The organism is Nonomuraea sp. NPDC050404 (assembly GCF_040655495.1).
Taxonomy (GTDB): domain Bacteria; phylum Actinomycetota; class Actinomycetes; order Streptosporangiales; family Streptosporangiaceae; genus Nonomuraea.
In genome coordinates, this window is the sequence record NZ_JBFAKB010000027.1 from 67,373 (window position 1) to 79,294 (window position 11,922).

Annotated in this window: 12 protein-coding genes; 2 read left to right on the top strand and 10 right to left on the bottom strand. The window is 72.3% G+C overall.

The features are described 5' to 3' along the window. Positions 1 to 29 precede the first annotated feature (29 nt). Positions 30 to 938 carry an NADP-dependent oxidoreductase gene (locus AB0I81_RS49205; RefSeq protein ID WP_360673592.1) on the bottom strand — a complete coding sequence of 303 codons (909 nt, stop codon included), beginning with the start codon at positions 936 to 938 and terminating at the stop codon, positions 30 to 32. A gap of 114 nt (positions 939 to 1,052) precedes the next feature. On the opposite strand from AB0I81_RS49205, the gene AB0I81_RS49210 reads away from it, so the two are divergent. After that, positions 1,053 to 1,493, top strand: coding sequence for a helix-turn-helix domain-containing protein (locus tag AB0I81_RS49210; RefSeq protein WP_360673595.1), 441 nt, complete (start codon positions 1,053 to 1,055; stop codon positions 1,491 to 1,493). A gap of 88 nt (positions 1,494 to 1,581) precedes the next feature. Beyond that, positions 1,582 to 2,403 (top strand): MurR/RpiR family transcriptional regulator, encoded by an 822-nt coding sequence (locus tag AB0I81_RS49215; protein WP_360673598.1) that lies wholly within the window; start codon positions 1,582 to 1,584, stop codon positions 2,401 to 2,403. A 27-nt stretch (positions 2,404 to 2,430) separates the two neighbouring features. Here the strand turns inward: AB0I81_RS49215 and AB0I81_RS49220 are convergent, their stop codons facing one another. Genes AB0I81_RS49220 through AB0I81_RS49260 form a run of 9 tightly spaced genes read right to left on the bottom strand, consistent with a single transcriptional unit; the run spans position 2,431 to position 11,919 of the window. Then, complete coding sequence (locus tag AB0I81_RS49220) at positions 2,431 to 3,639, bottom strand: alpha-D-ribose 1-methylphosphonate 5-triphosphate diphosphatase (protein WP_360673601.1); 1,209 nt, start codon at positions 3,637 to 3,639, stop codon at positions 2,431 to 2,433. Further along, on the bottom strand, positions 3,636 to 4,397 hold the full coding sequence (locus AB0I81_RS49225) for an ATP-binding cassette domain-containing protein (protein ID WP_360673604.1): 762 nt from the start codon (positions 4,395 to 4,397) through the stop codon (positions 3,636 to 3,638). Before AB0I81_RS49225 ends, AB0I81_RS49220 begins: the two co-directional genes overlap by 4 nt. Positions 4,398 to 4,406: 9 nt before the next feature. Next, the gene (locus AB0I81_RS49230; protein WP_360673607.1) at positions 4,407 to 6,200 is read right to left on the bottom strand and encodes an alpha-D-ribose 1-methylphosphonate 5-phosphate C-P-lyase PhnJ; all 1,794 of its coding nucleotides are present in this window, start codon (positions 6,198 to 6,200) and stop codon (positions 4,407 to 4,409) included. Then, complete coding sequence (locus tag AB0I81_RS49235) at positions 6,197 to 7,312, bottom strand: carbon-phosphorus lyase complex subunit PhnI (RefSeq protein ID WP_360673609.1); 1,116 nt, start codon at positions 7,310 to 7,312, stop codon at positions 6,197 to 6,199. Before AB0I81_RS49235 ends, AB0I81_RS49230 begins: the two co-directional genes overlap by 4 nt. Then, positions 7,312 to 7,947, bottom strand: coding sequence for a phosphonate C-P lyase system protein PhnH (gene phnH / locus AB0I81_RS49240; protein ID WP_360673612.1), 636 nt, complete (start codon positions 7,945 to 7,947; stop codon positions 7,312 to 7,314). Before phnH ends, AB0I81_RS49235 begins: the two co-directional genes overlap by 1 nt. Further along, a complete protein-coding gene (locus AB0I81_RS49245) occupies positions 7,944 to 8,390 on the bottom strand; it encodes a phosphonate C-P lyase system protein PhnG (protein ID WP_360673615.1) in 447 nt (148 codons plus the stop codon). The genes phnH and AB0I81_RS49245 overlap by 4 nt, the downstream gene beginning before the upstream one ends. 47 nt (positions 8,391 to 8,437) lie before the next feature. Further along, positions 8,438 to 10,153 (bottom strand): phosphonate ABC transporter, permease protein PhnE, encoded by a 1,716-nt coding sequence (gene phnE / locus AB0I81_RS49250; RefSeq protein WP_360673800.1) that lies wholly within the window; start codon positions 10,151 to 10,153, stop codon positions 8,438 to 8,440. A gap of 10 nt (positions 10,154 to 10,163) precedes the next feature. Beyond that, positions 10,164 to 10,970 carry a phosphonate ABC transporter ATP-binding protein gene (locus AB0I81_RS49255; RefSeq protein WP_360673616.1) on the bottom strand — a complete coding sequence of 269 codons (807 nt, stop codon included), beginning with the start codon at positions 10,968 to 10,970 and terminating at the stop codon, positions 10,164 to 10,166. Positions 10,971 to 10,977: 7 nt separating this feature from the next. Next, entirely contained in the window at positions 10,978 to 11,919 is a 942-nt protein-coding gene (locus tag AB0I81_RS49260) for a phosphate/phosphite/phosphonate ABC transporter substrate-binding protein (RefSeq protein ID WP_360673618.1), read from the bottom strand. Positions 11,920 to 11,922: the final 3 nt, after the last annotated feature.

The window sequence follows — 11,922 nt, forward strand, 5'->3', positions numbered from 1 at the left end:
GCTGTCCTGTCGTCGCGCCGCTCCGCTGATCAGGGCTGCAGGACGTATCGCCCGCGTACGCCGCCCTTAGCGACGGCCCGATGGGCGGAGGCGACCTGGTCCAGTGGCACGACGGCGTGCACCCGCGCCGGCAGGTGCCCGCTCGCGGTGGCGTCGAGGAGTTGCGCGAGCCGGGCCCCGTCGGGCCGCGTCAGCACCACGTGGACGGTGATGCCGCGCTCCGCCGCCGGCGCCGCGCCCGGTTGCACGCCGGCGAACAGGCCGCCGTCCCGGACGAGGGCGAGCCCCTGCTCCTGGAGCACGCCGCCGTCGGCCACCGCGTCCCAGCCCGGCGTGGCCCGGGTGGTGAAGCCGGCGCCGAGGCCGCGTACGAACTCCTCGTCCCGGGCCCTGGCCAGGCCGGTGACCTGCCAGCCGCGATCCTGGGCGAGCGTGACGACATACCCGCCGACCGCGCCCGCGGCCCCGGTCACCAGCAGCCGCCGGCCGTCGCCGTCGCCGAGCAGGTCGAGCAGCTGGGCCGCGGCCAGCCCGTTGGTCGGTACGGTGGCCGCCGCGATCAGATCGAGCCCGGCGGGCACGAGCGCGATGTCGGCCGCCGCCACGACGAGCTGTTCGGCGTAGGTGCCGAAGTCGCGGTCGAACCCATCGACGAGCCCGGCGACCCGGCTGCCGACCGGCAGGTCCACGCCGGGCCCGGCCGCGACGACGGTGCCGGCGAAGTCCCAGCCCAGACCGGTGTGGTGCGGCTGGTCGACCAGCCCGCGCCCGTGGAACACCCCGGCGGCGACGGCCAGGTCGACGGGGTTGACCGCGGCCCCGGCGATCTCGACCCGCACCTGGCCGGGCCCAGGCTCGACGACGGGCACGTCGATGATCTCGATGGAGTCGGGGCCGCCGGGGGTGCGGACGACGGCGGTGCGGAATGTGGTGGACATGGTGCCTCCTGTGGAGAAATCGTTACCGATGCACCACAATGGAGGGGTAACTCTCCAATAGGAAGTACGCACTTGGAAGTGCGTATGCCACCGAGCGGTAAGAAGGAGCTCCGGATGCCGACGACGACGGCGGCCCAGCAACGGGCCCAGGAGAAGCTGGCGTACGACGCCTTCCTGGCGGGCTGCCCCAGCCGCCGCCTGCTGGACCGCATCTCCGACAAGTGGGTGTCCCTGATCCTGGCCGCGCTCGGCGGCGACGGCCCGCACCCGGGCGGGGAGTGCGGCGGCGGCAGCCCCGGGTCGATGCGCTACTCGGAGCTGTCGCGCAAGCTGGCCGGAGTCAGCCAGAAGATGCTCACCCAGACGCTGCGCGCCCTCGAACGCGACGGCCTGCTCACCCGCACGGTGACCCCGACCGTGCCGGTCACGGTGACCTACGAGCTGACCGACCTCGGACGGTCGCTGCACGACCTCATGCGCGGCATCAAGGCGTGGGCGGAGACACACATGGACGAGGTGCTCACCAACCAGGAGAAGTACGACACTCGCGGGTGACCTGGAAGGAAATTCCGTCACCGGCTGCTCACTTGAACGCCCATTCCGCTTCCGCGGGGCTTCGCGGGCTCCGCCTACCGTCCGCACCATGGAACTCTCAAAGCCCGCAGCCGGGGACGTGCTCGAATCCGTCAGGTCCCGGCTTCCCGGGTTCTCCCGGGCGGAGCGGCGGGTGGCGGAGGCCGTACTCGAAGCGCCGTGGGAGGTCGTGCACATGTCGGCCGCCCGGCTCGCGGAGGTCTCGGGGAGTTCGGTCGGGTCGGTGGTGCGCTTCTGCCACGCGCTCGGCGTTCCCGGCTACCAGGATCTCAAGATCCGGCTCGCCCAGCGCCACAATCCGGCATGGAGCTCGCCGGCCGTCAGATCGGTGGACGGCGGCCCGCCCGACGCCGGGCAGCAGGTGTTCGCGGACATGGCCGACGCCCTGTTCGACACCGCGCGCGTACTGGATGCCGCGCTGCTGGAGCGGGCCGTCGGCCTGCTGATCAACGCGCAGCGCACGCTGATCGTCGCCACCGGGACGTCCTCGCCGTTCGCGGCGGACCTCGCCTACCGGCTGACCGCCATCGGCCTGCCGGTGTCCTACCCCACCGAGGTGGAGACCCAGCAGGCCGCCGCGCGGCGGCTCGGGCCGCAGGACGTCTGTTTCGCGATCAGCAACTCCGGGACGACCTCCTTCACCATCGAGTCCATCCGGGCCGCGAACGGCAACGGGGCGCCCACCGTCGCCCTGACCAGCTTCGCGAACTCCCCGCTGAGCAAGCTCGCGGACGTGGTGCTGGTCGCCGGCAGCCGGCAGGGCGCGTACCGCTCGGAGGAGATGGCCAGCCGTCTCGTGCATCTGGCCGTCCTGCACACGCTCTGCGTCCTGATCGTACGGCGACGGCAGAACCCCGCCCGGAGCGGCTGAAACCGCTCCGGGCAGGGTTCAACCAGGTCAGCGGGCTGATTTCATGGTCGCCACCACGCGAGGCCAGCGCGTGCGGTCGTCCACGAGCGCGAAGTCCGCGGCCAGCCCGGGCGCGATCCGGCCCCGGTCACCGAGCCCGGCCACGGCGGCCGGACCGGCGGTGACCAGGCCGACCGCCTCCGGGAGGGAGGCCAGACCGCGCCGGACGAGCACGGCGACGCTGCCCAGCAGCCCCGCCGGGAGATAGTCCGAGGCCAGCGCGTCGACCAGACCGTGGGAGATCAGCTCGGTGGCGGCGACGTTGCCCGAGTGCGACTCGCCGCGCAGCACGTTCGGCGCGCCGGCGACGATCAGCAGCCCGGCCTCACGGGCGCGCCGTGCCGCCTCGACCGTGGTGGGGAACTCCGCGACGCTGCCGCCGCGCCCGGCCAGCGCGTCGATGGCCTCGGCGGAGTCGGGGTCGTGGCCGAGCAGGCGGACCCGGCCCTCGCGCGCCAGCTCCTCGACCCAGGCGAGGTTGGCCGCCCGGACCTCATCGGTCAGGTGGGCCTCGGCCATGCGCCGCTCGACGTGCGCCGTCGCCTCCGCACGATCCTGCCCACCGGCCACCAGGGTGTCGATGAAGTGCCCGACGTCCGCGTACTGGCCCTGGCCGGGGGTGTGGTCCTCATGCGAGAGCAGCAGCGGCCCGGCGTCCTGGGCGCGCGCCCGCAGCCGTTCGCGGAGCAGGTTCGCGCCGTCCGCCGAGCGGATGGTGAAGCGGTGCAGGACCCGGTGGTCGACCTGGACGCTCTGATGCCGGTCGATCGTCTCGCAGACGTCCAGGGCGGTGGCGGGGGTGCGGGTCACGCCGTGGCCGCTCTTGGTCTGGAACGCGGCCCCGTGGAAGACCGTCGTCACCCCGGCGCCGACGAGCTTGCCCTCCAGCGAGGCCAGCGCGAAGTCCCACGGAAGCACCGCGCTGGGCCGTGGCGCCCGCTCCTTCTCCAGGGCGTCGCTGTGGACGTCGATCAGCCCCGGCATCAGCAGCAGGCCGCCACCGTCGGCGTCGCCGACCGGCGGGTGCGGCCGCTCGACGACCTCGGCGATGACGCCCCGCTCCACGGCGACGCTCGCCGGATCGCTCACCCGGTCGCCGAGGACGACGCGGACGTTGGACAGCACGTACGACTCCGGGGCGGGGCCCAGCGTCCACGGCAGGTGGTCCTGGGACGGCAACGACAACGTGCCGCTCACGCGTACACCTCCTCCAGGCCCCGATGCCCGCCGCCGAGCACCTCGTCAGGCGTGCCGTCGGCGACGATCGCGCCCCGGTCCATCAGCAGCACCCGGCCGGCGACGCGGCGGATGATCGCCAGGTCGTGGTAGATCGCCAGCACGCTCACGTCCTGGTGCCGCAGGTCCTCGATGACGGTCAGCGCGAGTGCCCGGTTAGCCGGATCGAGCGCCGACACCGGCTCGTCGAGGAGCAGGAGACGGGGCGGGCTGACGGTGCCGGCGGCGAGGTTGACCCGCTGGCGTTCGCCACCGGACAACACGCCGCAGTCCACGTCCCACAGCCGCTCCTCCAGGCCGAGCTTGGTCAGCGAGGCGGCGGCGGCCTCGGCGGCCCGCGCCGGCGACAGCCCGCGCCGTCTGGCGGCGTTGGTGACCAGCTTCAGCGGCCCCTGGCGCGGGGGCGCGTCGAGGAACTGGGAGACATAGCCGAAGTCGCGGCCACGGAGCCGGACCATCGTGCGGTCGTCGAGCGCGGTCAGGTCGGTGGTCCGGTCGCCGTCGTGCAACAACACGGTGCCCTCGTCCGGCAGGTAGTTGCGGTAGATGCAACGCAGCAGGCTCGACTTGCCGGCCCCGCTGGATCCGACGAGCGCCAGGTGCTCGCCGGCGTGCAGGGTGAGCGACACCGACCGGAGCGAGACCACCTCCCGGCCGATCGCGTGCAGGGTGAAGGTCTTGCTCAGGTCGCGTACGGTCAGAACTGGGGTGTCGGTCATGGTCGCCTCTCAGCCGCGCGCCGCGGCGACGAGCTGCTGGGTGTAAGGGTGGTGGGGGTCGGCGAAGAGCTGGTCGGTGAGCCCGGCCTCGACGATGCGGCCGTCGCGCATGACGATGGCCCGGCCGGTCAGGGCGCTGATCACGGAGAAGTCGTGACTGACCACGACGACGGCGATCTCCCGCTCGGCGAGCAGCTCACGCAGCAGGTCGAGTACGCCGGCGGCCACGGAGGCGTCCAGCCCGGTCGTCGGCTCGTCCAGGAGCAGCACCTGGGGATCGGTGGCCAGGGCCTTGGCGATCTGCACGCGCTGCCGCATGCCGCCGGAGAACTGGCCCGCCACGTCGTCCATCCGGTGCCGGGGCACCTCGACGCGCTCCAGCAGCTCCGTGGCCCGCCGTCGGATGGCGTGGTAGGACCGCCAGCCCGCGGCGGTCAGCCGGTCGGCGATGTTGCCGCCCGCGGAGATCCGCAGATCCAGACCGGCGGCCGGATCCTGGTAGACCACGCCGATCGTGTCCGTGCGCAGCCTCCTGCGCTCGGAGGCCGTCAGGTCCAGCAGGTTGATCCGGCCCTGGCCGACGGCGCCCACGTAGACCTCGCCGGAGGAGGCCGCCTCGTCGCCGATGAGGCAGCGCAGCACGGTCGACTTGCCGGATCCTGATTCCCCGATGACGCCGAGCGCCTCGCCGGGCGCGACGTCGAAGCCGATGTCCGTGGCCGCGCGCACCTGCGACGATCCCCTGCGGCCCGGGTAGGTCTTGCTCAGTCCGGCCACCTTGAGCGACCAGTCCCGGCCGGGCGCGGTGACGCCGCGCGCCGGGGCCGGGGCGAGGTCCGGCTGCTCGCTGCGCGCGCGGGCGCGGACCCGCCTGGCCGGATCGGGCAGGTACGCCAGCGGCGCCAGCTCCCGGTGCCTGCCGAGATCGGCCCGCCCGGCCCGGACCTTCAGGCACCACTGCACGTCGGAGCAGATGAAGTCGCCGGCCGACGTCTCGACCATGAAGGTGTCGGCGCTGCCGCACTGCGCGCAGCGGGCGCCTTCGGCGTACTCCACCTCGAACGGGACGTCGGTGAACGTGAGCGGCTCCACCTCGGTGTACGGCGGCACCGCGTAGATCTTCTTGTCCCGGCCGTGGCTGAGGATCGTCAGGTGGTCGCTGTCGTGCAGCCGGGGGATGTCCCAGCGCGGGATCGGGCTCGGCGCCATCAGGTAGCGGCCGTTGACCATCACCGGATGACCGGCCCCGCTGTTCGACACGCCGTTCTGCGCCAGGTCCTCGTACAGCTTGACCCACATCTTGGCGTAGTCGGCCTCGGCATGCCGGCGCTTGCACTCGTGGACCGACTTCTCCACGGCACGCAGCGGCTCCGACTGCGGCACCTGAAGAACGAGCAGCTGATCCTCCCGCAGCTCCTCCTCGGGCACGCGGTGCCGCGACTGGACGATGGTCGACTCCTCGGTGTCCGCCGTGGCCGCGCAGCCGAGCGTGTCCTTGATCAGCCGGCGGAGGTTGACCGCGTTCACGCCTTCCTCGTCGCCCTGGTCGATCACCTTGACGGTGTCGTCGGGGCCGCCGATCGCGAGCGTGACCTGCAGCCCGCCGGATCCCCAGCCGCGCGCGACCGGCATCTCGCGGGAGCCGAACGGGACGATGTAGCCGGGCACGCACACGCCGGACAGGACGGCGCGGCGCACCTCCCGCTTGGCCAGCTCGTCCATGACGACGGGCCGCCCGGCGTTCTCCTCGGGCTCCAGGAACCTGCCGAGCACGGTCTCGGCCTGCTGTTGGTGCGTGGTCATGCGGTCGTGTCCACCTTCTCGTTCTCGGTCAGCAGGCGTTCCAGCTCGTTCTCCTGCTCCTGGCGTGCGGCGACGGCCCGGTCGAGCTGGGAGCGGAACGTCACGTAGTGGGGGAGTTTGAGATGCTCCAGGAAGCCGCACGAGGCCAGCCCGTCGGTGGTGTGCAGCAGGATCTGCTCCAGCCGCCGGCCTTCCTCAGTGCCCTTGAACCGGTGGGCGGCCAGGTCCAGGCACGCCGTGGCGATGGTCTTGCGCTCGTTCTGGCCCAGGGCCATCCCGTAGCCGACGTCGAACCTGGACGCGTCCTCCCCGCGCGCCCCGAGGTGGGTGATCGCCTCGGTCTCGGAGACCCGCAGCCGCCCGATCTGGACGGGCTCGCCGCTGTGCGGGTGGGCGACCCGCAGCGGCACCCGGCCGTGCCGGACCTCGCCGAGGGTGACCGACTCGCCGGCGTGGCCGTCGGGGCCGAGGATCGAGTGGTACCAGATGTTGATCAGGCCGCCCGTCTCGGCCAGCGCCATCGCCGACAGCAGCGCGGAACGGTGCGCGGGCAGCTGGGGCGCGACCATGGCCAGGTCGAACGGCTCCTCATCCGTGGCGGGCCCACGCCCGGCGAGCACGTCACGTCCGGCCAGGTAGTCGCGGTAGCGCTGGAACGGCTCGTCCGCCGGGTGCTCCAGCGGGCGGTCGTCGTCCACCTCGATGGGCAGCGCCGCGGAACCGTCGTGCAGCAGCCGGGCGGTGTAGTCGACGGTCTCGCCGAGCAGTTGCGGGCCGTCGGGCCGGCGGTGCGCGGGCACGATCCTGCGCAGGATCTGCATCTCCCGTGGCCGTACGGGCTCGCTGAAGGCCAGCCGGGGCAGCGTGGAGCGGTGCGCGCGCAGCAGGTGGACCGCCTCCGCGGGATCGCCGTTGGCCTGCAGGAACGCGGCCGCCGCGGTGGGCGGGTCCCACAGCCCGCCCTCGCCCATGATCCGGTCGAGGGCGAGAGGGAAGCTCTCGATGACCGACTCGGCGCTGATCGCGCCGTCCAGCAGTGCCCGCCGTTCGAGTACGAGCTTCTCAGCGGCGACGATGGCCTCGGTGCCGCCCTTGTTGGTGCCCGCGTACATCAGCCCACCTCAATCCGGGTCGTACGGGGCAGCCCCGCGACGTCCCCGTCATCGGTGACCAGCAGGATGTCGACGCCCGCGGGGAAATCGGCGGTCAGCCCGGCACGGAGCTCGAAGAAACGCGGCGTCGGCCCGGCGACCGTGAGTTCCGCACTGTCCTTCACGCCGGGGCCGGTCAGGCGCAGCCGCAGCGGGTGTGCCCCGGCGTCGGAGAGCCCGGCGACCCGCCGGCACAGCAGCGCGCCGCGTTCCGGCGACCAGTGGGAGCCGGGCGACAGGTCGGCCAGCTCCTCCGACTCTCCGAAGGCCAGCGCGAACCGGGCGCGGCCCGGCTCGGCGTACTTCGCGCCGGTCACCCTGCCGACGAGGTCGGCGGCCTCACGCGCGCCGGGGGCGTCGGCGGACTCCAGGCCGGTCAGCGGGGTCATCAGGTCGGTGAGGGCGAGCATGGGCGCGACGACCGCCGGGACCTGCTCCGGCAGGCAGCCGGCGGGCAGCCGGGTGATCGTGCCCGGCCGGGACAGGGCCGTCAGGCAGGCCCGGAAGATCCGCTGGGACGTGGCGCCGGGCAGGGCGCGCAGCGCCGGCCAGCCGCCCGGCGCGGTGAAGGGTGGTGTGGCGGCCGTGATGGTCACGGGATCTCCTCGAACTCGACGATGGTGGGAGAGAGCCGCTCCCACTCGGCGGCGCGCTCGTCCTCGCGGCGTCGCCGGCCGGCCCGGCACAGCGCGACGACCTCGGTGGCGAGGGGGCCGTCGCCCTCGTACTCGGCGGCGCAGATGGCGGCGGCGAGCGTGGCCAGCCGGTCCGAGCCCATCCGCATCGCCCAGCCCTGGTGCCCGCGCAGGGTCACCTCGGCCTGGCAGGCCAGTACGTCGGCGAGGATGAAGCGCTGCTCGGCGACCGGCTCGCGCACCTGGGTGACCACGGTGCCGACCGTGGGCGGCCGGGTGACCACGAGGTCGCCCCCGTCGCCCACGCAGGCCGCGGCCAGCGCGATCACCTCGGCGGATTCGAGCTGGTTCAGCTCGGAACAGACGTCTTCGCGGGTCATCCCGCCGGACATGGGCGCGGACATGCGCACCTTCCTTCTGAATGGGCAATGGGGAAGTTTGAGGGGGCGGGTCACTTGACCTCGCGGCGCGTCCACAGCGCCAGCCCTTCGACCAGCAGGACGACGGCCAGGATCAGCAACAGGCAGGTCGTGACGACGCCGAACTCCAGCACCCTGGCCGCGTTGAGCAGGTAGAAGCCGATGCCGCCCGCGCCGATGACGCCCAGGCCGGTCGCGCCGCGCAGGTCGTTGTCCAGCTGGTGCATGGTGTGCGCGGCGAGGGACGGCGCCACCTGCCGCAGGGTCGCGGCCACGAAGACCTGCCTGCCCCGGGCGCCGGTGGCCCTGATCGCCTCCTGGACCCGGACGTCGGTGTCCTCGATCGAGTCGGCGATGATCTTGCTGAAGAAGCCGATCGCGCCGATCGACAACGCCAGGGCGCCGGCGGTGGCGCCCAGGCCGGTGATCACGACGAAGCAGATGCCGATGATGATCCCGGGGATCGCGCGTACGCAGACCATGAAGATCCGGAAACCCGCCGCGACCCGGGGCGGCGCCACGTTCCTGGCCGCCAGGACGCCGATGGGAGTTGCCAGGATCAGGCCGAGCAGCGTACCGGCCAGGGCCATCTGAACCGTCTCCGCCATGGCGGCGAGCAGCTTGTCGCCGATCTGCGCCGTCTCCGGCGGGAAGTACAGGCCCAGCGTGTGCAGTGCCTTGCCCAGCCCGCCTTCGAGCTGCGCGACCGTGACCTGCGCGCCGATCACGGACGCCACCAGGATCGCGAGCGCGGCCCCGGCCCAGAGCGTGCGCCGGATCCGCGCGCCGTTCCACGGCGGCGAGACCCGATCCGGGTCGTACGCCGGCCGCCGCGTCGCGCCGGTTCGCCGTGGCGTGAGCCGCCGCCCCAGCCGCGACATCAGGGTCGCGTGCGCGGGCGCGTAGTCCCTGCCGAGCAGCGCGGTTCTGATGACGCCGGACAACAACTCGGTGACCAGGCAGAGCAGGAGCAGGATCGCGGTGAGCCCGAGCCCCAGCCGGTAGTTCAGGGTGGTCAGCGCCGAGGAGATCTCCAGCCCGATGCCGCCGACCCCGACGAAGCCGAGGATCACCGAGCCGCGCAGGTTGATGTCGAAGCGGTGCAGCGTGGTCGCGACCATCGCCGGTCTCAGCGCGGGGATGACCGCGCCGGCGATCTGCTGCAGGTCGCCCGCCCCCGCCGCCCGCAGCGCCTCGCGTGGACCGGGGTCGAGCTCCTCGATGGCGTCGGTGAACAGCTTGGCCATCATGCCGATCGAGCCCAGGCCCAGCGCCAGGATGCCGGGCAGCGCGCCGAGCCCGAAGACCCGCAGGAAGAACATCGCCATGATGAGCTCGGGCATGGCCCTGGCCACCACGATGAACACGCGGGCCACCATCCGCACGCCCCGGTTGACCGTGGTGTTCTCCGCGGCGAGCAGCGCGACGGGAACGCTGAGCACGAAGGCGAGCACGGTGCCGAGGACCACGATCGCCAGCGTCTGCCCGACCATCGACCAGATCTCGTCGAGCGGCGGGAAGCGCAGCGGGACCGTACGTCCCAGGAAGTCCACGGCGTTGTCGTAGCCGTCGATGAACGTGGCCGCGTTGATCCGCAGCTCCATCACCGACCAGACGGCGGCGGCGGCCAGCGCCAGCAGGACGGCGGTGTTGCCGATCTTGCTCAGTGACGGCGACGGCCGAGGGGGGAACCGGAGTCCCGCGGGCAGTTCGCCGGCTGCCCGCGGTTCGCTCCCGAGCGCGGTGATGAGGTCCTCCTTACGGGACGAGGGTGGGGGCGGGGGCGGCCGTCGCGTCCGTGTCGCCGCCGGCCCCGTACACCGTCATGGCCTGGGCGCGGCTGATCCTGTCCGCGAGGTCGTCCAGGACGACCCGGCCGTGCCGGAGGCCGACGATCCGCTCGGCGAAGCCGAGCGCCAGGTCCACCTGGTGCAGGCTGCACAGGACGGTGAGGTGGTCCTCGACGCTGATCTTCGTGATCAGCTCCAGCACCTGGGCGCTGGACTCCGGGTCGAGCGAGGCCACCGGCTCGTCGGCGAGCAGCACCGACGGCCGCTGGATCAGCGCGCGGGCGATCGCCACCCGCTGCTGCTGGCCGCCGGAGAGCGTGTCGGTGCGCTGGAACGCCCGGTCGGCCAGGCCGACGCGGTCGAGTTGCACCAAAGCCTGACGCCGGTACGACCTGGGGTACATCCACAGGCCCAGGCGCGGCCCGCGCAACGAGCCGAGCAGGCCGGTGCACACGTTCTCCAGGGCCGTGATGCTGCCGACGAGATGGAAGTTCTGGAAGATGAAACCGACGTGGCGCCGCAGGTCACGTACGCCGCGTCCGGTCAGGCCCCCCACGTCCCGCCCGAGCACCTCGATCGTGCCGCTGGTCGGCCGCTGCAGCCCGTTGACGTGCCGCAACATCGTCGACTTCCCCGATCCGGAGAGCCCGAGCAGCACGACCCGCTGGCTCCTCGGCACGGTGAGGGTGACGTCGTCCAGGCCGAGCACGCTCTCGTTGAAGCGCTTGGTGACGCGGGCGAAGGCGATCGCGGGGGTGTCCCCGAGTGTGGTCATCACGGGCTCAGGCGTTACAGGAGTCGGACTTCGTGGTCTCGCAGACCACGCGGATGCCGCTATAGGCCGAGTCCTCGATCGGCTTGTAGCCCCACTCCACGGGCAGGCCGCAGTGCTCCTTGGCCGTGTCGCAGCCGCCGCTCTTCTTCAGCGCGTCGACGTTCAGCTTGGTCAGGAAGATGTCCTTGATCTGCTTGCGCAGCTCCGGCGACAGGCTCGTGCTCATCGCCAGCGGCGAGGGCGGGATCAGCTCCGACTTCCAGACGACCTTGACGTCGCCCTTCTTGAGCTGGCCGGTCTCGATCAGATCCTGCGTGGCCATCGCCTCGGTGCTGAACCCTCCCTCGCACTGCCCGTCGGCGACGGCCAGGACCGAGGCGTCGTGGCCGCCGGCGAAGACCGGCGTGAGGCCGTCCTTGGGGTCGATCCCCTCCTTGAGCAGGCCGGCCGACGGGAACAGGTAACCCGAGGTCGAGGTCGGGTCCACGAAGCAGATCTTCTTGCCCTTGAAGCCCTTCAGGTCGGCGATGGCCGAGTTCTTCGGGACGCTGGCGACGGACTGGTAGCCGCCCGGGCTGTCGGCGCTCTCCGCCCCGAAACCGATCAGTTCGATCGGCACGCCGCTGTCCTTGGCGACGACGTAGGAGAAGGGGCCGTACGCCGCGATCTGCACCTTCCCGGCCCGCTGCGCCTCGATCACCGCCGCATAGCTGGTGACCTGCTGGAAGGCGACCTTCTTGCCGGTGTCCCGCTGGATGACCTCCGCGATCTTCGCGTAGGTCTCGTCGAGTTCGGTGCGCTCCTCGCTGGGAATGTGCGCGATGGTGATGGTGTCGGGCCCGGCGCCTCCGGCGTCGTTTCGCTGGGCCGCGCTCTCGCCGCAGCCGGTGACGGCCAGCGTGCCGGCCAACAGGGTGAGACCGACCATCTTGATCGGGTTACGTGCCACGGT

What these genes read in the sequence shown, in the direction of transcription:
- AB0I81_RS49245 (WP_360673615.1), bottom strand. Translation starts at nt 8,390, where the DNA reads ATGTCCGCGCCCATGTCCGGCGGGATGACCCGCGAAGACGTCTGTTCC.
- AB0I81_RS49215 (WP_360673598.1), top strand. Translation starts at nt 1,582, where the DNA reads ATGGAACTCTCAAAGCCCGCAGCCGGGGACGTGCTCGAATCCGTCAGG.
- AB0I81_RS49225 (WP_360673604.1), bottom strand. Translation starts at nt 4,397, where the DNA reads ATGACCGACACCCCAGTTCTGACCGTACGCGACCTGAGCAAGACCTTC.
- AB0I81_RS49230 (WP_360673607.1), bottom strand. Translation starts at nt 6,200, where the DNA reads ATGACCACGCACCAACAGCAGGCCGAGACCGTGCTCGGCAGGTTCCTG.
- AB0I81_RS49235 (WP_360673609.1), bottom strand. Translation starts at nt 7,312, where the DNA reads ATGTACGCGGGCACCAACAAGGGCGGCACCGAGGCCATCGTCGCCGCT.
- AB0I81_RS49210 (WP_360673595.1), top strand. Translation starts at nt 1,053, where the DNA reads ATGCCGACGACGACGGCGGCCCAGCAACGGGCCCAGGAGAAGCTGGCG.
- AB0I81_RS49255 (WP_360673616.1), bottom strand. Translation starts at nt 10,970, where the DNA reads ATGACCACACTCGGGGACACCCCCGCGATCGCCTTCGCCCGCGTCACC.
- AB0I81_RS49205 (WP_360673592.1), bottom strand. Translation starts at nt 938, where the DNA reads ATGTCCACCACATTCCGCACCGCCGTCGTCCGCACCCCCGGCGGCCCC.